This is a genomic window from Sulfurospirillum sp., assembly GCF_036802865.1.
In the GTDB taxonomy this organism is placed as follows: domain Bacteria; phylum Campylobacterota; class Campylobacteria; order Campylobacterales; family Sulfurospirillaceae; genus Sulfurospirillum.
Window position 1 is genome coordinate 188,352 of record NZ_DAIRVK010000002.1, and the last position, 21,082, is coordinate 209,433.

Below are 21,082 nucleotides of genomic sequence, written 5' to 3' on the forward strand. Positions count from 1 at the left end.
ATGGCAACGAATGACGATTTAAAACAGACAAACAAACTGATACTCCGCAATTTACAACCCGAAGATTATGCGCAAGTTAAAGAGATTATGGATCGAGTTTATCCTACATTGGGAGGATGGACACTTCTTGAATTCAAAGCTCAATTAAAGACTTTTCCTGAAGGGCAGATCTGCATCGAAGATGATGGCAAAGTGATCGCAGCGGCTCAGAGTTTGATTGTGGATTATGATAAATACGGCGATCGCCATACGTACAATCAAATTACAGGGGAAGGGCTCATCTCAACGCATGACCCTAAAGGCAATACACTTTATGGTTTGGACATCTTTGTTGATCCTGATTACCGTGGTTTGAGGTTGGGAAGACGTCTTTACGATGCTCGAAAAGAGCTTTGTTACAGGCTTAATCTCAAACGCATCATCGCAGGAGGGCGCATCCCTGGATATGCAGAACATGCCCATGAAATGCCCCCTTCCAAATACATTGAACTTGTCAAAGATAAAGAACTTCAAGACCATGTTTTGGGCTTTCAACTCGCCAATGACTTTCACGTTAGACGTGTTTTAAAAGGCTACCTTAAAGGTGACACCGCTTCAAAAGAGTATGCAACACTGCTTGAATGGAGCAATATGGACTATGAAGAGCCACACATCAATCCTAAGATCAATCGTGGCATCGTGCGTGTGGGCATCGTTCAGTGGCAGATGCGCAGTGTTAAAAGTGTGGAAGAATTTTTGGATCAAGTCGAGTTTTTTGTGGATGCCATGGCTGGGTATAACGTCGATTTTGTACTCTTTCCCGAATTTTTTAATGCGCCACTCATGGCACTCCGAACAGATGAAAGTCCTGAAACGGCGATTCGTACGGTTGCGGCACATACGGAGACCTTAGTCGAAAAAATAGGACAATTTGCAGTGCGTTACAATGTCAATATTATTGCAGGAAGTATGCCAGAGTATTACGATAACACGCTTTACAATGCAAGTTATTTGTGCAGACGTGATGGTACGAAAGATTCACAGAAGAAACTGCACATTACCCCTGATGAAGAGGCGTATTGGGGAATGCACGGCGGCGATAAACTGTGTGTTTTTGAAACCGATGTGGGGCGTATAGGCATACTCGTTTGTTACGATGTCGAATACCCAGAACTTCCACGCCTTTTAGCCGATAAAGGCATTGATATACTCTTTGTGCCGTACTGGACAGATACCAAAAATAGTTATCTTCGAGTACGTCGTTGCGCGCAAGCAAGAGCGATTGAAAATGAGTGTTATGTGGCAATATCAGGCAGTGTCGGTACACTTCCGAGGGTTGAAAATATGGACATACAGTATTCACAATCAGCTGTTTTTAGTCCCTCTGACTTTGCTTTCCCTCACGATGCGACCATTGCAGAAGCCACGCCAAATACCGAAATGACGTTGGTGGCTGATCTTGACATTAGCCTTCTCAAAGAGCTACGAGAGCGAGGCAGTGTCCGAAACCTACGTTCACGTCGTAATGACCTCTACAGCTTACGTTGGAAAGGTGACAAGGAAGACTTTGTCGTGGTAAGCGGTTAGGTGTCACGCATCTTACTGTTTACTGATGGCAGTGTCAATACGCAAAGCAATGTGGGGTACGGCGCATACTTGAGCGTCAATGAAGGTGAGCCTTTTGATGCCGATAATCTTCCATCTATTCATCTCAAAGTGTTTGAGCAAACCTCTTCTACCAAGCTTGAACTGCAAACCTTACTGTGGGCATTGGAAGAGGTTAAAAGCTCTGGAGCGCACATCGTCATTCACACCGATTCTCAAAATATCATTGGTTTGCCAAACAGGAGAGAACGTTTTGAAAAAAGTCATTTTTTAACTAAAAAGAACAAACTTATTGGCAATTATCTTCTGTACCAAGCGTTTTATAAAATGATGGATGAATTGGAGTGTACGTTGGTGAAAGTGAAAGGGCATAAGCTTTCAGGTGATAAAGATGAGATCGATCGCTATTTTACGCTCGTTGATCGTGCATCGCGTGAAGGTGTGCGAAAGCGTTAATGGACACTCAGAGAAAGCAGTGATACTTCCTCTGAGTCTGAAATGCTATTTACCAAAATACTTTGTAGCATGGTGTAGGGTTGATTTGGTTGATTGCCAAATGGATTCAACCCCTTTTTTCATAGCGTCAAATTTCTCTTCGCTTGCAGCTACAAGTTCAGCAAGTTTGATTTTGCCCTCACTCATTTTTTCTTCAAGTTGTTTGATCTGTTTATGCATCTCTATTTGAGCTGCTGCTGTTGCACTTGAAGCTTCTGTTTTAAATTTTTCAACTTGAGTTTTACACTCATCAAATTGTGCCTTGATTTTTTCTTCATATAATTTTTTATCGCTCATTGTAAATCCTTTAAGAGTTTGGTGTATCAATTTTTATTGGTAGTCGTATAGACGCTTTCTCCTTTATGCGATAGCTTTAAATTTTGCAGTCGTGTCATCAACCGTAGCAATGATAGAATCCCATGTTATTTCAAAACCTTTTTTCGCTGTTTCAAAACCACTTCCTGTCGTTTTATGTAATTCTGCAAGTTTTATTTTTCCCTCTTCCAGTTTCCCTTCAAGAAGTTTGACGTGTTTGTTCAACTCGACTTGTGAATGGGCGCGTGCGGCTAAGGCTTGAGTTCTTAGCTGTATCATTCCCGATTTCCACTCATTGAGTTGTGTCTGTTTTTTTTGTTGGTAAAGTTCTTTATCATTCATGGTATATCCTTGGTTTCGTTCATTTATAGATATTGGATAGCGTGTTGTAGCTTGAAATGTGCAGGGCTTACAAAATGTTATTGAACACTTTTCTCTGAGATGCGTTCAAATATGCCTAAGGGTAGAAATGACGTTTAAAACGAAGAAGATAAGGTGTTGTGAGCATTTTATGGAGTTAAGAGTCCTATCTACTGTTTTCACTATACTCTTATTTGGAAGATTGTGGTGCTTTTAATGAATTTAACTGAAATATAACTTAATTCATTACGAAAGTACCCACCACATTTTTTGTGTGATGCGTATAGAGCTTTACATGTAAAGCTCTATACTTTCAATAAAGAGAGAGTCAAGAGACTCTTTTTTATTTTAAACTTTGAATTCATTAAGCTTTTCATGAAGCGCAACACCCCAATTATCGAGGACTGTTGTTATCTCCATAATTTCTTCACTTTTTGTATAGTTTGCATGAAAAATAGTTTCTATGGTGTGTGAAGCGTCTTTCATTTGCTCTGTCTCGTGCTTGAGGTCAATTGATTTGTTGGCAATGGCATTGGAGAGTGCGATGTTTTTATCGGCTACATGAACCAACTGGTTGAGCACAGTAGTGGCATTGGTTGAGACATCTTGAAGAATGTTGATCTCAGAGGCATTGTCTTTCATCTGCTGACTGATGGAGGTGATGGAGCTTACGATGGAGGTAATCGTTGCATTAATCTCTTCAAGGCTTTTTTGTGTCTTCTCTGCCAACAGTCTTACTTCATCGGCAACAACGGCAAAACCACGCCCATGTTCACCTGCACGTGCTGCCTCAATGGCGGCATTAAGAGCGAGTAGATTGGTTTGATCTGCGATGTCGTCAATGACACTAAGAATATTTTTGGTCTCTTGCGTATCTTTACTTAACGCATTGAGTTGCGTGACGAGAAGGTTCTCTTTTTGAACACTTTGTGCGATTTTTTCACCTAATTCGATAATGTTTTTTTGAGTATCGCTAAGGTAGTGTCCGATTTGTTGCATCTCTTCTTTACTGGTGTGCGCACTGTTGCTGATGTCATCAAAGACGACTTGCATATTGTTCACATGTTTCGTACTCTCATCGATGATACGCTTCTCTTTTTGCGTTTGTGTATGGAAAAAAGAGGCGATTTGTTGCAGTTGCGCTGAGATTTGACTGTGCGTTGTAGCGTGGGCTTGAAAGCCTAAAATCGCATGTTTGATTTTCTCTTTAAAAAAGACAACGGAGTCTAGCATCTTGGCGGATTCTGCGTTAAAACTTGTGTTGATTTTGATCTCTTTGGTAAGGTCCATCGATGCTAAGGCTTGGTTGATTTTAAGGCTCAGGTCAACACCCCATTTCTTTTCATCAATATCATGCACGATGAGGATAACAGCGATAGTGTACTGGATGATCGCACCGAGTGTATTGGTGGTAAAAAAGAAAGCATTGAGTGGGAGTATCAAAAAAGCTGCAATGTGTATGACTCTCATTCTAAGAAACAGAGATTTCATTATTTTTCTCCTGTATGAAATAGAATTCGCATTCTACTTCATACGGAAAAATAAAGGATTGATCTGTGTCAAAAAATGAGATAGATTTCCTCTCTTTTAAAAAAGAGACAATTATCGGTCGTATTTTTTGGCGTACTCAGCGTCGTTATAGATTGCTTCACCGTAAAGTTCTTTTCCAAAATTACGAATAATCGTCTGTCCTTCGCCCTTAGCAACAAAGTCTATGAACTTCGCACTGATATTTTTTTGAGGTGTATCTAAGCCATTTTGTTTGAGGGCATTGTAGGTATTGACGAGGAAAATATCACCTCTAAAAAGAATCTTCATGTTTTTAAGCTCTTTTTGTGCCGCTACCCACGTGCTACTGTCGGTCATAAAGTAAGCACCTGTGGTATCGGCTTTTTTGAGAGTTGCCAGCATGAAGTCTTTATTGGCAGTGTACCAGTTGCCTTCAGGTGTGATATTTGCTTTTTTCCAAATGTCGAGCTCTTTTTTGTGCGTTCCAGAGTTGTCTGCACGGGTATAAAAAAGGGCTTTTTTCGTAGCAATGCGTGAGTAAGCCTCCACAACACTGGAAGAGTCTTTAATCAACGCAGGATCACTTTTGGGACCTGTGATGTAAAATTCATTCGACCCAATCAAAGAGCGATCACTTGCCCAACCCTCTTTAAGCGCATCTTTTTCACCCTTAGGTGCATGCACCATAATGAGATCTACATCTTTGTTTTTAAGCATAGAGAGTGCTTCCCCTGAGCCTACTTTGATCCAACAGAGAGATATATCATTGGTTTTTGCAAACGCTTCGGCTAAGACTTTGACAAGACCCAACTCTCCCGGACTTCCTGTTGCTAGTTTGATTTCCAATGAGCCTTTACCATAGCGCTCCGTACACTCCGCACCAAACATGAAACTGCATACCACCAGTATTGATGTAAAAACTTTTAAAAGCATCCTGCCTCCTTGTAAAGTTATATGATTTAACCTAACACATGCAATGCAACAAAGCCCTTAAATAAGCCGTGCATGATGAAAATGATATGAGTAATGTGTAAAATTTACATATTTATTTTAAGATAAAATTGTTGTAATAGAAGATGCAAAGAATATTAAAGATAGATGTAAATATAGATACTTAAATCATGTTACAATAATGGCGTTATAAAAGAATGGAGTGCATTAATGGCAAATAATGACAATGAAATTGTAAAAATACAAAAGATATTTAAAGATAATAATGCAGAATTAAATCAGCTTGCATTAAAGCTACAAACACAATTTAATAATTCATTGTATGCCAAATTATCACCAATTATTCAAAACCAAGAGTTCCTACTAGCATATGGAAAATCGCAAAAAGCATGGCAAAGTTGTATTCATAATGTAGCTAAACAAATAAGTCAAGTCAAAATTCCTATTATAAATAATGATTTACAGTTAACTATCCAAAAGATAGCAGAACAAAATCGCTCGTTTCAAAATATAGATTGGAAAGCTATAGAAAATACTCTAATTAGATATACGGAGCTTCTAATTGAACAGCAATTACCACCTTTGAATGAAATTGAATATGTTGAAATAAGAATTCTTATTGAAATGGAAGATAAAATTGAAGCTCGTAAATCTTTGATTGAACATATGACGCGTGTTTACAATGAGCGTAGAATTACAAATATGTTAGAAGAATGGAAATCTTTTGATATAGCCAAAAAAAGAATACATATTTTTGAAGAAATTATTTGGGCACATCAAAATAAAAAATATAACATTGTTATTCCCGCATTAATCGCGCAGTTTGAAGGGTTAATCTGTGATATTGTTAATGTGCAAGGAATTCGGCTTGATGATGTACTAAAAAGTCATATAAAAACAATTTTAACGACAGACGATAAGTGTGAAGTTGCGAATGTTGCAAAAGAATTTTGGATTAATGTACTTCTTGATAATACAGTCAAGAAAGACAGATTTTTAAGTAGACATGCCATTTTACATGGACAAGATATAAATTATGGTAATTATGAAAAATCATTAATTCTTCTTATAACGATGGATTCTATTTTGGAATGGTTTAATAAGGTTTCTGAAGATGTGATAGAACATTCAAAAGAAGAAGCGCAAAAAATAATTCAAGAGAAACAAAAAAAAGATTTATTAAAGTAAAAATATCGTCTGAAAATTCTCAAATAGAAATTTCAGACCATTTTCTTAATGTCAGGAAAATGGGTCGAAATAGGCTCAAATGCACAACGAGAGATAAAAGACTGAGGAGCTAGATTTTAACTCCTCATTTAACTTACATGTAAAGCTTCTGATCCTCAACAACGCCCAATTTTTGGGCTATCGCAACAGCGGCAGTTCTTCCATCAAGTGCAGCATTAACAACCAAGTTAGCGCCTCTTACCACGTCGCCACCTGCGAAGATGAATGGGTGCGACGTCTCTTTGTTTTCATCCACGATAAGCGTGTTTGAACGTCCCACAGAGAGGTTAAGTTCATCGTAGAAGCTAAAATGCTTGGCTTCAAAACCAAGCGCTAGGATGATGCTATCGGCGGGTAGGGTTTGAACGCTGTGTGGTTTGGTTTGCAGTTTTTTATTTTCATCCATGTAGGTTTCAAGAATTTCAAGTCCGACGACACGGTGTTCTGCATCGACAAGTGCTTTTTTAGGCAGGGCGTTGAAGATGAACTGTACCCCTTCTTCTTTGGCATTGAGTACTTCGGCTGGACTTCCTGGCATACTTTTTTCATCACGTCTATACACACAAGTCACACTTTTGGCTTTATGGCGAATGGCGGTACGCAGGGCATCCATCGCAGAGTCACCTCCACCGATGACGACAACGTGTTTGTTTCGTAAAATGGACTTTTGAAGGGCGTGATCAAAAAGGTTTTTTTGCGTTTGTGTGAGCAGTGTCATGACTTGATGTACGCCATCAGCATCTTCATTTTCCATGTCGGCACTGCGACCTTTTGGCACGCCAAGACCCAAAAAGATGGCATCAAATTTCTCTTGCAACTCGGGAATAGTAATGTCTTTGCCCACTTCGGTGTTAAGATGCACTTTCATACCCGCATTTTTCATCCACTCAAAACGCCTTAAAATAACACTTTTGGGAAGCTTGAAGTTAGGAATGCCATACATCAAAAGTCCACCCACACGGTTTTCTCGCTCAAACATCTCTACTTCAATGTTGGATCGTAGGAGAAATGTTGCACAGCTAAGGCTTGCTGGTCCACTTCCCACGACAGCGACTTTGAACTTTCGTCCTTCTTTTTGCCCATAATCAGGCACAGCGCCTTGCTCGTACGCTGTTTCATTTAAAAAGACTTCGACATTGCCAATGGAAACGGCATGGTACTCAGTTTTTTCCAGTGTACACGAACTCTCACAAAGCCCTTTTTTAGGGCATACTCGACCAAGTATTTCAGGAAAAGGTGAACGGGCATTGGAGAGTTCAAAAGCACCTAAATAGTCATGTTCATATGTCTTTTTAAGCCATCTTGGAATGTTGTTGTTCAAAGGACAGCCCGTGCGACAGAACTTAAACTCGCTTTCAAGGCCACGCAAAAGATCAATGGGGCATTGAAGACAACGGCTCGCTTGCGCCTTCGCTTCGCTCTCTTCAAAGTTATGATAAATCGGGTAATAATCCTCAACACGTTCCTCTGCAGGACGTTTTTTAGGGTAGGCTTTTGCGATTGTTTTATATTCTCTCATGCTATTCCTCGATGATTTCTATACTTTTGACATGTAACTCTTGCCCACCTATCATGGTAAAGTCTTCACTGTGACATTTTGGACAGATAAAATGGTTCTCTTTGACGACACTTTTTTCATGACACGTTGCGCATAAAAGTACGACTTCGCACAATTCTACAACCAACGTAGCATCGTGGCAGATGGTGTCTTCTTTGAAGGTGTCAAAACACTGTTCCAAAAAATGTATTTCAATGCCACTCAGTCTTCCCACACGTATTTCAAGGCGTTTAATGGCTTTGGCATGGTTTGTCTTCGCCTCTTTTTCGCACAAATCAATGAGTGAAGCGACGATGGTGTACTCATGCATGAAAACTTAGCCTTTTTGCGCCATTAACCGAGTGTACTCATCATAATCGACCAGCGAAATTGCATTGGTCGTACAGACGCGAACACACGAAGGTCCTTCTACGCGTTTGAAACAGAGGTTGCATTTAACCGCAACAAGATGGTCTTCTTTAGGGCGCATCGTAATCGCACCGTAAGGACACACCAAGGAGCAACAACCACAACCCACACACGCTTCTTCATGAATCTTAACAAAATCATCCATCTTCTCGATGACGCCATGCGGACACACTGCCATACACGAAGGAGACTCGCAGTGCATACACTGAAGGGGCGCTGTTTTACCCTCAAATTTGACAACACGGTTACGTGAAATAAGCGGCAGTTTCGTAGTATAAGCTTCTTCAAAAGCAATACCTTGGTAACTCGCCGCACAGGCTAACTCACAACTTAAACATCCGACACATTTGGTACTGTCTGCAAATATAAAATGATGTCTCATCTTAACGCTCGGTACACGAAATACAAGGATCGATGCTGTTAAAAATCAGCGCAACATCGTCAATGCTGTTGTTTGGCATCATCACTTTAAGCGCCTCCCAGTTCATGTAAGTCGGCACACGCCACTTCATGCGCTCGGGTTTTTGCGAGCCATTGGTTTTGAGGTAATACACTAGCTCACCACGAGGCGCTTCCGTGCGAGAGATCGCTTCACCTTCAGGAATGAGCGTACGTGTTGGAAGGACAACATCACCATCTGGCAAAGCATCTAGGGCTTGATGAAGTAGTTTCATAGACTCTAAAATTTCATAAAGGCGCACTTTAGCACGAGAAAGCACATCGCCATCTTTTTGAAGCATGACATCAAACGAAAGTTTGTCATACGCGGCGTAAGGAGCGCGTTTGCGTACATCGTTGTTGACACCACTCGCACGTGCCACAGGTCCTACAACGCCCAATTTTAGGGCATCTTCATAACTCAAAGTTCCCACACCACGAAGGCGTGTGATGAGTGTTTCATTGGTTTCAAAAAGCGCAATAAACGCTTCGATTTTACTTTTATTTTTATCCAGTGTCTCTTTGATGGTTGTCATGAGTTTTGTGTCAAGGTCAAACTTTACACCACCGATGGTGTTGGCACTTAAGTCCATGCGATTGCCCCAAATAAGCTCTTTGAGGTCTTGAAAATCCTCTCTGGTTTCAAGAAGCTGTGTCATCAACGTTTTGTTGTGAATGAGATGGCTTAGCATTCCAAGGTTAAACAAATGGCTGGCAATGCGCTTGATCTCATCGGCAACGACACGAAGGTAAAGGGCGCGTTCTGGAAGGCTGAGATTCGCTATTTTTTCCACTGCCATGCAGTAGGTAAACGGATGGTTGTTTGAGCAAAGTGCACACACTTTTTCAGTGATGATGAGATTTTGTAAAAAATTCTTTTTCAGCACGATAGATTCAATACCACGGTGTACAAAACCGTTGATCATATCAACACTTTTTATGGTTTTACCATCCGTATTGGGTTCTATTTTAAAGTAAACCGGCTCTTCAAGTGCGACATCAAAAGGTCCTAAAATAACTTTTGTTTTATCCATGAATGACCCCTTTTTCAGCTTTGACTCTGTTCCAAAGTGACTCACTCACTTTGCCATTGATTGCCGATGAAAGCGAGTAATACTCATTGAGCACGCTCTCTTTAATCGCCTCATCAAGAAAAAGACGTTGAGGGTTGGGGTGATTTTCAATGGCAATACCATAAATTTCACTCAGTTCTCTCTCCGTCCAGTCGGCACTTTTAAAAAGCGGAGTAATGGATGGAACACGTTTGTCCATAATGTGCAGTTTGAGATTGATCATGACACCATTCAGGTCAAAATGATAGACCAATTCGTGTTCATCGTCTTTTGCATAAGCGGTTATCATACAGACACGTGCATTGAGTGTTTGAAGGATTTCTGCAAGTTGTAAGAGAAGATTTTTATCATCTATTTCACACCACAGACTATCACAGTTTGGTTCAAAATGGCAACGAAGAGCCATTGATTTGGTTATGTCGTTTAGTTTTACATGTAAAGATTTCATTTAAAGAACTCGCTTTGCAAATGTATGGTCACGTCTGCATTGAGGGCAGAGGCTGAAGAGCGATGTAAGCTCTTCTGTGACGTTTTTAAACCCTTTTTGTAGCATGGATTGTGGCACGTTAATCAGAGGAGCATGACACTGAGTACACGCACCATATTCGACCATATTGGCAGTAATAGCAGTGTATTTTTCACTTTGTGGTGTGGCTTGTGCTAGATCATTGCTAAGATAGATAGCACCCGTTGGACAAAAATAGGCACAGTTCCCACACAAGGTACAGGTGTTATGCCAGATGATAAAATCATAGCTTTCTTGAGGTTTAATACAGGAAATATTGATTGCTCCAGCAGGGCAAACGAACGCACAGGTTTGACACAGTACACATTCATCTTTATGAAAGTCTACTTTTCCTTTGTAGGTATTCATGCATTCACCTTTACATTCCAAAGTTCACACGCTTTAATGAGACCATCGACAATCGTTTGAGGCGATGGTGGACATCCTGCGATGTTGACATCGACATCTACGAAACGATCCAATGGACCTTCTATAGAGTAGCTGTCGCGAAAAACACCACCCGTAATCGGGCAAATACCCATCGCAACGACCACTTTTTTGGAAGGGAGTCGCTTGAGTGTTGCTTCTAAAAAAGGTTTTGAACGTGCGGTGATAGAACCTGTGACAATGACGATTTGTGCCTCATCAGGGTCGTTAGTGTAGGTGCAATGAAGGGTATCAAAGCCAAATTTTGGAACAAGGATGCTAGCTAGTAGCTCTACATCACAGCCATTACACGAGCCTGCGTTAATACGATAAACGTTGATGTTATCCGCCATAAAGGTCTCTTTAATTTTAAGTTATGACACTAAGATTAATTAAATATGTAAAGATTAATTTAAAGACATAATTGTAACACAATTATTGAGAAATTTATAAAATTTAATCATATATCACAGAATAAAAAATTATTTTGTTGCAAAGAGTTTTCATTAAAACGGTAAAATGCCTCATTACTATATATAAAGGACAAAAATGCCTACACGAGAAGATGCGTTTAATCTGCTGAAAGCCTATAATGGTGATGCACTGGTAATTCATGGACTTGCTGTTGAAGGAACAATGCGTTACTTTTCACAAAAAGCAGGTGAAGATGAAGAACTATGGGGTCTTGTTGGATTGTTGCATGATTTGGATTATGAAAAATTTCCTGAACAACACTGCCATAAAACAGCAGAAATTTTACGAGAAAAAGGGTACAGCGAAGAGATTATACGTGCTATTATGTCTCATGGATGGGGCATTTGTACCGATCTCGAACCACAGAGCAAAATGGAAAAAACACTTTACGCAGTCGATGAACTCACGGGGCTTATCACCGCATGTGCATTGGTTCGCCCAAGCAAATCTGTGATGGATTTAGAGCTTTCATCGGCAAAAAAGAAGTTCAAAGATAAAAATTTTGCCGCAGGAGCAAGCAGAGAGGTTATTTCAAAAGGGGCTGATATGCTGGGTGTCACGATAGACGAGCTCATTGTAGATGTCATTGCTGCTATGCGAGCCATAGCCCCTCATTTAGGGCTAGAGCTTAAAAACTAATCTAGCGCCTGCGTCTTTTTGCGGGCGCTTTTTTAACAATCGGTCGGTAATCAACAATGGTTGCCGTTCCTTTTCCCGGGTAGCGATTCATCTCAAAGTGTTCACTCAGTTTGGCAAGAAGCGAGGTCATTTTACTGGAACCATAGGTACGTGGATCAAAGTCAGGAGACTGTCGTTTGATGTAGGCACCTGCGGCTGAAACGCTCGCCCAGCCTTCATCATCTTGCGTCTTTTCCCATCCTATCTGTAAAAGTTTTATAAGTTCTTTTAAACTGTCATCATTGGATGCTGCTTTGTTGGAGGTTTTAACTTCGGGTGCCTCTTCGAGTGTTTCAGCATTGACGCTGAGATTTTCGGTGAAAATAAAGTCATCGCAGGCATTACGAAATGAGATAGGCGTTTTGTGTTCACCAAACCCAAAGACATAAATTTCCGACTCTTTCAGACGAGAGGCAAGTTTGGTAAAGTCACTGTCGCTTGAAACCAGCGCAAAGGCATCGAATTTTTGCGTATAAAGCAGGTCCATCGCATCAATGATCATCGAAGCATCGGTTGAATTTTTCCCCGTGGTATAAGCAAACTGCTGAATAGGCTGAACCGCAAGCTCGTTGAGGATCTCTTTCCAATTTTTGAGGTAGCTACTTGACCAGTCACCATAGGCTCGCTTAACGATAATATGACCGTGCGTAGAGAGTTCTGCAAGGATGAGTTCGATCTTGCTTTGTTGGGCATTATCGGCATCAATTAAGACAACAATTCGTTTTTCGTCACTGATATTTTTCATGCTCATGCCTTTAGAAAGTAATGCACAGATTATAGCTTAGTTATGCTGGCTTGGCGTGTTCTTTCGCTACTTTCCATAAATAGGGTAAAAAAGCCGCAATGATGATGAGCGCAATACAGCCTTGTAAAAAAAGCGTTTCATCTGCACCAATATAATGTGAGACCGTACCGATTAAAAGTGCACCAATAGGTTGCATACCAAAAAATGCCATGGCATAATAACTAATGACTCTTCCTCTCATTTCACTTGAAGAGGTTGTTTGAAGTAAGGTATTGATGATGGTTGTATGGAGCATCATACCAAAGCCTGCAATGGTGCAAAAGAAAAAGGCAAATGGCAATGTCTGTGAAAGTGAAAACAAAAGAAGCCCTAGCCCAAAAAGCGTGGTCGCGAGGATGAGTAGTTTTATCAGATTTGCTGTGTATTTTAACGATGCCAGTAAGATTGCTCCACTAAAGGCTCCTACGCCAACAAAACTGTTAAGATAGCCATAAATTGAGGCATCACCGCCTAGAGTCTCTTTTGCGATAATTGGAAAAAGAGTTATATAGGGAAGGACAAGTAAACTAATGAGGGCAAGGAGCAAAATCAACACACCCAGTGATGGTGTAGATTTGAGATAGTTCAGACCATCTTTAAGATCAGTCAGTACTTTCTGTTTTCGAGGATTTGGAATGTATGCTGGTAATTTCATATTAAGCAGTGAGCCAAGAACGGCGATGAAACTTAGGGCATTGAGCATAAAGCAAATCCCTGCTTCAAAAGCTTCAAGTGCGATACCTGCAACGGCAGGACCGATGAGACGTGCTAAGTTCACCATGGATGAATTAAGGGCAATTGCATTGCCAATATCTTTTTGATTAACCATCAAGTGAATTAAAGATTGGCGTGCTGGTACATCAAAGGCATTGACTACGCCTAAAAAAAGGCTCAGTAAGATCAATTCTGTTACAGAATAATCTGTCCATATAACAATGACTGTCATGACAATCGCTTGCACCATCGAAGCAATTTGTGTAAAGAGAAGCACTTTGTAACGATCGTATCTATCCGCGATAGCCCCACCTAATAATGAGAACAAAAAAGAGGGAAACTGAGAGGCAAAGACACTTAGTCCTAGGATAAAAGCAGAATGCGTTTGCACGTAAACAACCCAATATACAGCAGTTCGCTGCATCCACGTACCCATAAGAGAGACAGATTGCCCTGCAAAAAAGAGTCGATAATTTTGGCTTTCGAAAGCTCGGAAGGTATTGATGTTCATGGTGATAAATGCTCTTTGGTTGAATATGGAAATTATAGCGGAGTTAAGGTTTGAAACTGTTTTAGATAAATGTAGCGAATCATTGATTTATGTATAAATTATCCTATAATTATTTAACAATTAATGGGGAGGTATTTATGAATTTGACAATGTTACGTAGGGTCTTTGTAGGATTATGTATATTATTTCCTCTCTATTCTTGGGCAGAATTCAAAGATGAAAATCTTTTACAGACATTACCTAATGGCTATAAAATTGATTTCCAAACGCGAAAAGGAAATATGAAAATAATAGAGATGGTTCCCCAAAATGAATCTGTCAATAATTGGTCTGAAATGGTTACGACACAAGTTTTTTTCGGGCTTAATAATGCAACTCCCGAAAGCTTTCAAGCAGGTATTCAAAAGATGTGGGATGATTCCTGCAAGGATGCTGAGTTTTTTCATATAGCAAAAGATACCGAAAATGGGTATCCATTTACAATTTGGCTTCAAATATGTCCTTTAAATCAAAAAACTGAAAAACCCGAATATACACTATTTAAAGCAATAAAAGGAAATGATAGTTTCTATGTTGTTCAAAAAGCATTTAAATTCGAACCTAGTAAAGAACAAATTGCATTTTGGACAAAATATTTTAAATCAGTTATGGTATGTGATACTAGATTAGCAGAGCGTGATTGTCCTAAAATAAACTAATGTTTTGTGAAGAAGAAAAAAGAGAATTTTTCTTCTTCACATTAAGTTTTGAATTTTCTATTTCATTATGTATCATAAAGTAAACCCCATCTTCTCTCCTTTTCACAATCTTGAAAATCTCATACATTCATCATTTGCATGCGTTAAAATGTTTGTATATTTGGATTAAATATAATAATTTATATTTAGTTAAGAATGTAATATGCTTGTAAATAATATCTCACAATACAAGGAGACGTACCTATGTTTGAAAATTTTAAAGCAAGAGCTGAAACATCGGGCAATACCGAAGTGAAGCGTTTTGCAACAACCCCTGAGGCACTTGGATTTATCGAAGAGTTACTCGCGCAAGAAGAAGTAAAAGAGGAGGCAGGTTCTTACGCTGTGTGGGCAGATAGTCCTATCTTAAAGCAATTTGATAACGAAGCAATGGCACAGAAGTTTCCAGGTCTTCATTTTGAAGTGAATAAAGAGTTAGCAAAAGGTGCAAAAGTAGGCATTACTCAATTAAAATGGGGATTGGCTGAAACAGGAAGTATGGCGCAAGATTCGACAGATATTGCTCAACGCCTTGCTTCTGCGCTTGCATGGATTCACGTGGCGATTCTTCCAACTTCAAAAATCATCGCAGATATTCCTGCGTTGATGACCAAAATGCACCCTAAAAATGACAAATACATCACGCTTATCACGGGGGCTAGTAAAACAGCAGACATTGAACGTGTCCTTGCTGTGGGGGTTCATGGTCCTGAGCGATTGGTGATTGTGTGTGTCGATGATTTAGAGTTAGAAGGAGTAGCATAATGAAACAAGATATGTCAGCATCCATCAACAAAGCCCTTGAAAATCAAAATCTTGCAGGTATTTTAGACAGATGGAATTATCCAGCAACACGTGCCAAAGCATTTGAAGGTATCGATTTTGAAGCATTGCGTACGACCATCGCCGATATTAAAGGCGAAGCGGCAGGTCATCTTCGTGAACTCGCACACACCTTTAAGAAAAATGCCGAAGCCAATGGCATCAAAGTATTCATCGCCAATAGCCCAGAAGCAGCACGTGAGTACATCGCTAATTTGTGTAAAGAAAAAGGTGTCAAAAAAATCGTCAAATCAAAATCAATGGCAACCGAAGAGATTCATCTTAACCATTACCTTGATGAATTTGACATTCAATCTGATGAAACAGACTTAGGTGAATGGATATGCCAGCTTGCTCACCAAACGCCTTCACATATGGTTATGCCAGCACTTCACTTAACCAAAGAAGAGATTTCAGAGCTTTTTGCTAAAGAGACTAAGCAGATGCTTGATAGCGACATTCAAAAGTTGGTTAAAGTGGCACGAAAAGCGATACGAGAGAAGTTTTTTGAAGCCGATATGGGTATCTCAGGGGCTAATATCGCTATTGCAGAGACGGGTTCTATCGTTATTTGTACCAATGAGGGAAATGCTCGTCTGGTAACAAGCCTTCCTAAAGTACATGTGGCTTTAGTCGGACTTGAAAAACTGGTTCCAAATTATACCGATGCAGCGCCTATTTTAGCGGCACTTCCACGCAATGCTACCAGTCAACTTTTGACCAGTTATGCCTCATTTATCTCTGCTCCAACTTTGAATGATGATGGAACGATGAAAGAGGTTCACATTGTTTTAATGGACAACAACCGAACCAAAATGGCAGAAGACCCGAAATTTAAAGAAGCACTTCAGTGCATTCGCTGTGCCGCCTGTTTGAACGTTTGCCCAGTATACCGCTTAGTGACTGGACACGTCTTTGGTGACATTTATACTGGGGGTATTGGTACCATTTTAACAGCATGGTTTAATGAGTTAAAATCAGCAGAAGACATCCAAGCACTCTGCATCGGATGTGATAAGTGTAAAGAGATATGTGCCGCTAAAATCGATATTCCAGGACTTATCTTAGAAATTCGCCGTCGAGCAGCCAATAAAGAGGGCTTACCGTTTATCTATAAAAGCGCACTTCAAGTTATCAATAACCGTAAGGTTTTCCATACCATGCTCCGTACCGCTTCGGTGCTTCAAAAACCATTTGTGAAAGAGGGTTATATCAGACACTTGCCGATGTTCCTCTCAGGTTTATCTGAGTATCGAAGTTTACCTTCGGTTGCACCTTCTCCTTTTAGGGATATTTTTAAAACCCTTAAACAACCAAAATGCGATGAGAAGGCAGTTTTTTATGCGGGTTGTGCGCTTGACTTTGTTTACCCAGATGCGGGTGTCGCGATTGTTAAGATTTTAAATAAAGCGGGCATTGAAGTGCTGTTTCCAGAAGAGCAATCGTGCTGTGGTATTCCACATTGGGGAAGTGGCTCGTTTGATATGGCAGCGGACGCTGCAGAGCGCAACATTCTTCCGCTTTTAGAGGGCGATCCGAAGTATGTCGTGGTAAGTTGTGCGAGTTGTACAACGGCTTTGAAAAAAGAGTGGGCAAAAATACTGAAAGAGCAACACAGAGAAGCATTGATTCCAGAAGCAAATAAAGTAGCAGAACGAACTTATATGTTTACAGAGTTGGTCGATAAGCTCATCAAAGAGAAACGTCTTACCCCTAAAGAGGGCGTAGAAATTCATACCTTAACCTACCATGACTCATGCCATGCAAAACGACACGTAGGTGTTTTCAAAGAGCCTCGTGATGCATTAAGCGCTGCTGGCTATGAAATCAAAGAGATGAATGAATGCGATACCTGCTGTGGTATGGGTGGTTCGTACACCATCAAGCAACCTGCAATTTCCATGGAAATGTTGAAACGAAAGCTTGAAAACATTGAAGCAACGGGTGCAGAATTTGTCTCTGCTGAGTGTCCTGGTTGTTTGATTCAATTACGTGGTGGGCTTGATAAATCTGGCTCTAAAGTAAAAGCAGTGCATCCTGCCGAGTTGATGTTAGATAAGTTTAAATAAACACATATAAGGAAGAGTTTTAAACTCTTCCTTACTGCTTTTATCTTGCGTGTTCTTCTTTGATCTCTTTTGCAGTTGCTTTGCGTACATCTAAAACTTTAGCTTTAAAGACAACATCAATGCCTGCTAAAGGGTGGTTTCCATCGAGTGTGACTTCATCTTTGGTTATCTCTTTAATCGTATACGAAATTTTTTGATCGTTTTCTTCATCAAATTCATCTTCGATGATTTCAACAAACTGCTCACCGACAAAAATTTGGTCATCAAATTCACTGCGTGCTTCAACGCTGACTAATGAATCATCATACTCCCCAAACGACTCTTTGGGCGTGAGTTGTACTTTAATGGTGTCTCCAACCTTTTTACCATCGAGCTCTTTTTCGATTTTGGCAAAGACATCATTGTAGCCACCGTGAAGGTAAATAAGCGGCTCTGCGCCTGAGTCAAGTAGGTTTTTTTCGGTATCGGTAATGGTGTACTCAAGCGTAACAACCGTGTTTTTAGAAATTGTCATGGTATCTCCTTAAAATTATTTGGTATTCTATCGTTTTATAGGTGTAAATAATTACTCTATCTTTTGTATGAACCAATCAAATTGTCCGATACATGTTGTGGTCTCATTGTTATCTTTTATTTCTACTTCAATGCTTAAAATAGCACGTCCTTTTTTAGTAAGTTGTTCTTCAAATTTTACTTTAGCTTCACCGTCAATATGCGCTAATCCGTAAATATTTCCAGTAGCAGGTTTTTTGAATTTGATGTGCGATTCTCTTAATATGGGTATGACTTTACCAACAAGATGTGGAAATGCCAGTTGCATTGCTTCCCCACTGATAGTTTCAGCAAGGGTAAATTGTGCACTTGCATGAACTGTTTGGAGATGGTTTTCGTTGCTTTGATCCATCTGTAATGTCAAGTTGCCTTCGTGCGTGCGTGTTAGTCCCACTTTATGCACAAATGGTATTTCTAAAATATTCATGGTCGTGATTGATTCAAATATGTCTTAAGTCGCTCAATGCCTTCACGCATATGTTCGATATTTCTTGTGTAGGCAAAGCGGAGGTAGTGGCTGGTACCATTGCTTCCAAAGTCGATGCCAGGTGTGGTCGCGACGTGGATATTTTCTAAAAGTTCTTTAGCAAAGGCAAAGCTATCATCGGAATATTGTGAGATGTTTGCCCAGATGTAAAAAGCACCTTCTGGTTTTGCGTCGATCTCAAAAAGGGTTGAGAGTTCAGTGTAGAGAAAATCACGTCTGGCTTTGAATTCGGCTTTGATGGTTGAGAGATACGCCTCATCAAATGCTTCGAGTGCACCGTATTGGGAAAGTGTGGGTGCTGAGATAAAAAGATTTTGTGCGACAATCTCGGCATGGCGCACTTGCTCTTTGGGTACGATGACCCAGCCAAGCCTTTGTCCTGGCATACAGTAGTATTTTGAAAAACCATTGATGACTAAAACATTTTTACCATACTCAAGCGCACTATGGGCATTTTCTTCATATGTAAGTCCATGGTAAAGTTCATCGGAGATAAAGGCGATATTATGGGCTTCACAGTATTCTACCAATGCTTTTAGGTTCTCTGGTTTGTAGATATTACCCGTTGGATTGGCAGGGGAGGAGATTTGAAGTGCATTTAAATGATGAGACTGTAAATCCTTTACATGTAATTCAAAGTCATCCTCTTTACCGATGGGCATAAACAGTGGTTTGATGTCGAGAAGGTGAGCAAAATTTTTGTAACATGGGTATGAAGGATCACTCAGTCCCAAAGTGGCACCACCTTTTAGGGTAAGGGCGTAGGCGATTAAAAATGCACCACTGGTTCCCGGTGTTAAAAAGATTTGGTCGATGTCAATGTGCACACCATAGGTTTTTGCATAATGTGTAGCGATTTCCTCACGAAGTGCTATTAAGCCGTGGCTTTGGGTGTACGAGAATTTGTCGTTATCGACAGCTTCGTGTAACGCTTTTTTGACGTTTGGTGAGGGTGGAAGATCCGGCTGACCGATCTCAAAATGGATGCTATCATCAAATTTTTCAGCCTCTTTGACGATGTCCATCACAATAAAAGAACTCATTTCTGTGCAACGCATACAGTGCCTTTGGGTTTAAAACCCTTGTTTTTGCGACATTATAACGAATTTTTGAGGGAGAAAACGAAAGCGATGCTTCCCATTGTGAACAATGGGTTAAGCAACGATGGTTTGTAAAAACTCTGCTTTGAGTTCTTCGTAAGGCAGTGTACGACCGATGACAACCAGTAATGATTTTCGCTCGTTCTCAAACGGCGATCCAAAATCAAAACCAACCACTTTATGAACGCCTTGAACAATTAAGCGACGATCATCACTATCTACAGCAAGAACACCTTTGTAACGAAGCATATCGTTGCCATAAATTTCTACAAGATTTTCCATAAAGGCACCGATTTTTTTGATGTCAAGCTCTCCTGCTTCAAATACGTAAGAGGTTATATCATCGTTCCATGATTGTTGTGGTTTTTGAGCACTAAAGCTTTTAAATTGGATGTTCTGAACATCTTTGGCTTGGTAAAAACCTTGGTTGACACTCAAAGCATCATTGAGATCAAATGCACCTATGCCTATCCAGACTTTTTTAGGTAGAGCACCTTTCAAAGCTTCAAAAATTTCTGCTTTGGAGTTGATGGCATTAATACGTGAGAGCACATACTCTTTTTGCATTTCATCGACGCTATCGGCTTTTGTGAGAATAATCCTGTCTGCAAAACCTATTTGAGAAGCGGCAACTCGGTGTTCATCGAGTTGTTTGATGATATGAAAAGCATCGACAAGGGTAATCACAGCGTCAAGCATAATGCGTTCACGAATGATTTCATCGACAAAAAAAGCTTGAACGATGGGTGCTGGATCAGCAAGTCCTGTGGTTTCTAAAAGAAGGCGGTCAGCTTTAAAAGCACCAGAATCCATTTTTGCCAGTAAATCATGAAGGGCTTCGGTGAGCTCTCCTCTGATGCTACAGCACACACAACCGTTGCTCAGTTCGACGATCTCGACATCAGCATCTTTTTTGAGTAATGCACCATCAACATTAACCGCACCAAATTCATTTTCAATGATAGCAATGCGTTCGCCGTGATTGTGTTCTAAAAGGTAGTTGATGAGAGTAGTTTTACCCGAACCTAAAAAACCTGTGAGAATAGTAACGGGTAGAGGCATTTTTGGAGTCATTTCATCAGCAACAACGGGAACTGCCATTCTTGCCTCCATACCGTGCTTCAACACGTTCTTTGTAAAATTCTTCGTAACTCATCGGTGTTTGCTCAGGATGTGTGAGGCGTATATGTTGCACATACGTGTCATAATCAGGTACCCCCACCATCAAGCGAGCAGCCTGTCCCAAATATTTCCCCGCTTTCGCAAGATTTTCAAACATCGCTTTTCCTTATTGAAGTATCAAGA

Annotated in this window: 24 protein-coding genes and 1 pseudogene; 7 read left to right on the forward strand and 18 right to left on the reverse strand. The window is 40.2% G+C overall.

Annotation, left to right across the window (positions count from 1 at the left end; translation table 11 throughout):
• Both V7Q04_RS05330 and V7Q04_RS05335 read left to right on the forward strand, forming a co-directional pair.
• On the forward strand, positions 1-1,566 hold the full coding sequence (locus tag V7Q04_RS05330; protein WP_333803891.1) for a GNAT family N-acetyltransferase: 1,566 nt from the start codon (positions 1-3) through the stop codon (positions 1,564-1,566).
• Positions 1,567-2,040, forward strand: a complete 474-nt coding sequence (locus V7Q04_RS05335; RefSeq protein ID WP_333803892.1) for a ribonuclease HI — start codon at positions 1,567-1,569, stop codon at positions 2,038-2,040. It begins immediately after the preceding gene.
• Positions 2,041-2,085: 45 nt separating this feature from the next.
• On the opposite strand, the gene V7Q04_RS05340 is transcribed toward V7Q04_RS05335, so the two are convergent.
• From V7Q04_RS05340 to V7Q04_RS05355, 4 genes and pseudogenes are all read right to left on the reverse strand, one after another.
• A complete protein-coding gene (locus V7Q04_RS05340) occupies positions 2,086-2,376 on the reverse strand; it encodes a hypothetical protein (RefSeq protein ID WP_333803893.1) in 291 nt (96 codons plus the stop codon).
• 63 nt (positions 2,377-2,439) lie between these two features.
• A complete protein-coding gene (locus V7Q04_RS05345) occupies positions 2,440-2,736 on the reverse strand; it encodes a hypothetical protein (RefSeq protein WP_333803894.1) in 297 nt (98 codons plus the stop codon).
• Positions 2,737-3,102: 366 nt separating this feature from the next.
• Positions 3,103-3,651, reverse strand: a pseudogene (locus V7Q04_RS13145) (methyl-accepting chemotaxis protein); the annotation flags it as partial.
• A 705-nt stretch (positions 3,652-4,356) separates the two neighbouring features.
• On the reverse strand, positions 4,357-5,196 hold the full coding sequence (locus tag V7Q04_RS05355; protein ID WP_333803896.1) for a substrate-binding domain-containing protein: 840 nt from the start codon (positions 5,194-5,196) through the stop codon (positions 4,357-4,359).
• Between the two features lie 228 nt (positions 5,197-5,424).
• On the opposite strand from V7Q04_RS05355, the gene V7Q04_RS05360 reads away from it, so the two are divergent.
• A complete protein-coding gene (locus tag V7Q04_RS05360; protein ID WP_333803897.1) occupies positions 5,425-6,402 on the forward strand; it encodes a hypothetical protein in 978 nt (325 codons plus the stop codon).
• Positions 6,403-6,535: 133 nt separating this feature from the next.
• On the opposite strand, the gene V7Q04_RS05365 is transcribed toward V7Q04_RS05360, so the two are convergent.
• From V7Q04_RS05365 to V7Q04_RS05395, 7 genes are read right to left on the reverse strand one after another with little or no spacing between them, the layout of a single operon-like run.
• A complete protein-coding gene (locus V7Q04_RS05365) occupies positions 6,536-7,960 on the reverse strand; it encodes a glutamate synthase subunit beta (protein ID WP_333803898.1) in 1,425 nt (474 codons plus the stop codon).
• 1 nt (position 7,961) lies between these two features.
• Entirely contained in the window at positions 7,962-8,309 is a 348-nt protein-coding gene (hypA, locus tag V7Q04_RS05370; RefSeq protein WP_333803899.1) for a hydrogenase maturation nickel metallochaperone HypA, read from the reverse strand.
• Positions 8,310-8,315: 6 nt separating this feature from the next.
• Positions 8,316-8,789 carry a 4Fe-4S dicluster domain-containing protein gene (locus V7Q04_RS05375; protein WP_333803900.1) on the reverse strand — a complete coding sequence of 158 codons (474 nt, stop codon included), beginning with the start codon at positions 8,787-8,789 and terminating at the stop codon, positions 8,316-8,318.
• A gap of 1 nt (position 8,790) precedes the next feature.
• On the reverse strand, positions 8,791-9,879 hold the full coding sequence (locus V7Q04_RS05380; RefSeq protein ID WP_333803901.1) for a hydrogenase large subunit: 1,089 nt from the start codon (positions 9,877-9,879) through the stop codon (positions 8,791-8,793).
• Complete coding sequence (locus V7Q04_RS05385) at positions 9,872-10,366, reverse strand: NADH-quinone oxidoreductase subunit C (RefSeq protein ID WP_333803902.1); 495 nt, start codon at positions 10,364-10,366, stop codon at positions 9,872-9,874. Before V7Q04_RS05385 ends, V7Q04_RS05380 begins: the two co-directional genes overlap by 8 nt.
• Positions 10,367-10,792, reverse strand: a complete 426-nt coding sequence (locus V7Q04_RS05390; protein WP_333803903.1) for a 4Fe-4S binding protein — start codon at positions 10,790-10,792, stop codon at positions 10,367-10,369.
• Positions 10,789-11,202, reverse strand: a complete 414-nt coding sequence (locus V7Q04_RS05395; protein ID WP_333803904.1) for an NADH-quinone oxidoreductase subunit B family protein — start codon at positions 11,200-11,202, stop codon at positions 10,789-10,791. The genes V7Q04_RS05390 and V7Q04_RS05395 overlap by 4 nt, the downstream gene beginning before the upstream one ends.
• A 196-nt stretch (positions 11,203-11,398) precedes the next feature.
• On the opposite strand from V7Q04_RS05395, the gene V7Q04_RS05400 reads away from it, so the two are divergent.
• Positions 11,399-11,962, forward strand: a complete 564-nt coding sequence (locus V7Q04_RS05400) for an HDIG domain-containing metalloprotein (protein ID WP_333803905.1) — start codon at positions 11,399-11,401, stop codon at positions 11,960-11,962.
• A 1-nt stretch (position 11,963) separates the two neighbouring features.
• On the opposite strand, the gene V7Q04_RS05405 is transcribed toward V7Q04_RS05400, so the two are convergent.
• Both V7Q04_RS05405 and V7Q04_RS05410 read right to left on the reverse strand, forming a co-directional pair.
• Entirely contained in the window at positions 11,964-12,746 is a 783-nt protein-coding gene (locus V7Q04_RS05405; protein WP_333803906.1) for an NYN domain-containing protein, read from the reverse strand.
• 40 nt (positions 12,747-12,786) lie between these two features.
• Positions 12,787-14,010, reverse strand: coding sequence for an MFS transporter (locus tag V7Q04_RS05410; protein ID WP_333803907.1), 1,224 nt, complete (start codon positions 14,008-14,010; stop codon positions 12,787-12,789).
• Between the two features lie 137 nt (positions 14,011-14,147).
• On the opposite strand from V7Q04_RS05410, the gene V7Q04_RS05415 reads away from it, so the two are divergent.
• From V7Q04_RS05415 to ldhH, 3 genes are all read left to right on the forward strand, one after another.
• A complete protein-coding gene (locus tag V7Q04_RS05415) occupies positions 14,148-14,708 on the forward strand; it encodes a hypothetical protein (protein WP_333803908.1) in 561 nt (186 codons plus the stop codon).
• Between the two features lie 243 nt (positions 14,709-14,951).
• Positions 14,952-15,512 carry a LutC/YkgG family protein gene (locus V7Q04_RS05420; RefSeq protein WP_333803909.1) on the forward strand — a complete coding sequence of 187 codons (561 nt, stop codon included), beginning with the start codon at positions 14,952-14,954 and terminating at the stop codon, positions 15,510-15,512.
• Positions 15,512-17,638, forward strand: a complete 2,127-nt coding sequence (gene ldhH, locus V7Q04_RS05425; RefSeq protein WP_333803910.1) for an L-lactate dehydrogenase (quinone) large subunit LdhH — start codon at positions 15,512-15,514, stop codon at positions 17,636-17,638. The genes V7Q04_RS05420 and ldhH overlap by 1 nt, the downstream gene beginning before the upstream one ends.
• A 40-nt stretch (positions 17,639-17,678) precedes the next feature.
• Here the strand turns inward: ldhH and V7Q04_RS05430 are convergent, their stop codons facing one another.
• The 5 genes from V7Q04_RS05430 to V7Q04_RS05450 form a co-directional block, all read right to left on the reverse strand.
• The gene (locus V7Q04_RS05430; RefSeq protein WP_333803911.1) at positions 17,679-18,152 is read right to left on the reverse strand and encodes an FKBP-type peptidyl-prolyl cis-trans isomerase; all 474 of its coding nucleotides are present in this window, start codon (positions 18,150-18,152) and stop codon (positions 17,679-17,681) included.
• A gap of 51 nt (positions 18,153-18,203) precedes the next feature.
• Positions 18,204-18,617 (reverse strand): YiiD C-terminal domain-containing protein, encoded by a 414-nt coding sequence (locus V7Q04_RS05435; protein ID WP_333803912.1) that lies wholly within the window; start codon positions 18,615-18,617, stop codon positions 18,204-18,206.
• Positions 18,614-19,735, reverse strand: coding sequence for a pyridoxal phosphate-dependent aminotransferase (locus V7Q04_RS05440; RefSeq protein ID WP_333803913.1), 1,122 nt, complete (start codon positions 19,733-19,735; stop codon positions 18,614-18,616). The genes V7Q04_RS05435 and V7Q04_RS05440 overlap by 4 nt, the downstream gene beginning before the upstream one ends.
• 96 nt (positions 19,736-19,831) lie before the next feature.
• The gene (locus V7Q04_RS05445; RefSeq protein ID WP_333803914.1) at positions 19,832-20,878 is read right to left on the reverse strand and encodes a CobW family GTP-binding protein; all 1,047 of its coding nucleotides are present in this window, start codon (positions 20,876-20,878) and stop codon (positions 19,832-19,834) included.
• Entirely contained in the window at positions 20,856-21,056 is a 201-nt protein-coding gene (locus tag V7Q04_RS05450; RefSeq protein WP_333803915.1) for a YbdD/YjiX family protein, read from the reverse strand. Before V7Q04_RS05450 ends, V7Q04_RS05445 begins: the two co-directional genes overlap by 23 nt.
• Positions 21,057-21,082 lie beyond the last annotated feature (26 nt).

What these genes read in the sequence shown, in the direction of transcription:
- V7Q04_RS05330 (WP_333803891.1), top strand. Translation starts at nt 1, where the DNA reads ATGGCAACGAATGACGATTTAAAACAGACAAACAAACTGATACTCCGC.
- V7Q04_RS05340 (WP_333803893.1), bottom strand. Translation starts at nt 2,376, where the DNA reads ATGAGCGATAAAAAATTATATGAAGAAAAAATCAAGGCACAATTTGAT.
- V7Q04_RS05345 (WP_333803894.1), bottom strand. Translation starts at nt 2,736, where the DNA reads ATGAATGATAAAGAACTTTACCAACAAAAAAAACAGACACAACTCAAT.
- V7Q04_RS05355 (WP_333803896.1), bottom strand. Translation starts at nt 5,196, where the DNA reads ATGCTTTTAAAAGTTTTTACATCAATACTGGTGGTATGCAGTTTCATG.
- V7Q04_RS05360 (WP_333803897.1), top strand. Translation starts at nt 5,425, where the DNA reads ATGGCAAATAATGACAATGAAATTGTAAAAATACAAAAGATATTTAAA.
- V7Q04_RS05365 (WP_333803898.1), bottom strand. Translation starts at nt 7,960, where the DNA reads ATGAGAGAATATAAAACAATCGCAAAAGCCTACCCTAAAAAACGTCCT.
- hypA (WP_333803899.1), bottom strand. Translation starts at nt 8,309, where the DNA reads ATGCATGAGTACACCATCGTCGCTTCACTCATTGATTTGTGCGAAAAA.
- V7Q04_RS05375 (WP_333803900.1), bottom strand. Translation starts at nt 8,789, where the DNA reads ATGAGACATCATTTTATATTTGCAGACAGTACCAAATGTGTCGGATGT.
- V7Q04_RS05380 (WP_333803901.1), bottom strand. Translation starts at nt 9,879, where the DNA reads ATGGATAAAACAAAAGTTATTTTAGGACCTTTTGATGTCGCACTTGAA.
- V7Q04_RS05385 (WP_333803902.1), bottom strand. Translation starts at nt 10,366, where the DNA reads ATGAAATCTTTACATGTAAAACTAAACGACATAACCAAATCAATGGCT.
- V7Q04_RS05390 (WP_333803903.1), bottom strand. Translation starts at nt 10,792, where the DNA reads ATGAATACCTACAAAGGAAAAGTAGACTTTCATAAAGATGAATGTGTA.
- V7Q04_RS05395 (WP_333803904.1), bottom strand. Translation starts at nt 11,202, where the DNA reads ATGGCGGATAACATCAACGTTTATCGTATTAACGCAGGCTCGTGTAAT.
- V7Q04_RS05400 (WP_333803905.1), top strand. Translation starts at nt 11,399, where the DNA reads ATGCCTACACGAGAAGATGCGTTTAATCTGCTGAAAGCCTATAATGGT.
- V7Q04_RS05405 (WP_333803906.1), bottom strand. Translation starts at nt 12,746, where the DNA reads ATGAAAAATATCAGTGACGAAAAACGAATTGTTGTCTTAATTGATGCC.
- V7Q04_RS05410 (WP_333803907.1), bottom strand. Translation starts at nt 14,010, where the DNA reads ATGAACATCAATACCTTCCGAGCTTTCGAAAGCCAAAATTATCGACTC.
- V7Q04_RS05415 (WP_333803908.1), top strand. Translation starts at nt 14,148, where the DNA reads ATGAATTTGACAATGTTACGTAGGGTCTTTGTAGGATTATGTATATTA.
- V7Q04_RS05420 (WP_333803909.1), top strand. Translation starts at nt 14,952, where the DNA reads ATGTTTGAAAATTTTAAAGCAAGAGCTGAAACATCGGGCAATACCGAA.
- ldhH (WP_333803910.1), top strand. Translation starts at nt 15,512, where the DNA reads ATGAAACAAGATATGTCAGCATCCATCAACAAAGCCCTTGAAAATCAA.
- V7Q04_RS05430 (WP_333803911.1), bottom strand. Translation starts at nt 18,152, where the DNA reads ATGACAATTTCTAAAAACACGGTTGTTACGCTTGAGTACACCATTACC.
- V7Q04_RS05435 (WP_333803912.1), bottom strand. Translation starts at nt 18,617, where the DNA reads ATGAATATTTTAGAAATACCATTTGTGCATAAAGTGGGACTAACACGC.
- V7Q04_RS05440 (WP_333803913.1), bottom strand. Translation starts at nt 19,735, where the DNA reads ATGCGTTGCACAGAAATGAGTTCTTTTATTGTGATGGACATCGTCAAA.
- V7Q04_RS05445 (WP_333803914.1), bottom strand. Translation starts at nt 20,878, where the DNA reads ATGGCAGTTCCCGTTGTTGCTGATGAAATGACTCCAAAAATGCCTCTA.
- V7Q04_RS05450 (WP_333803915.1), bottom strand. Translation starts at nt 21,056, where the DNA reads ATGTTTGAAAATCTTGCGAAAGCGGGGAAATATTTGGGACAGGCTGCT.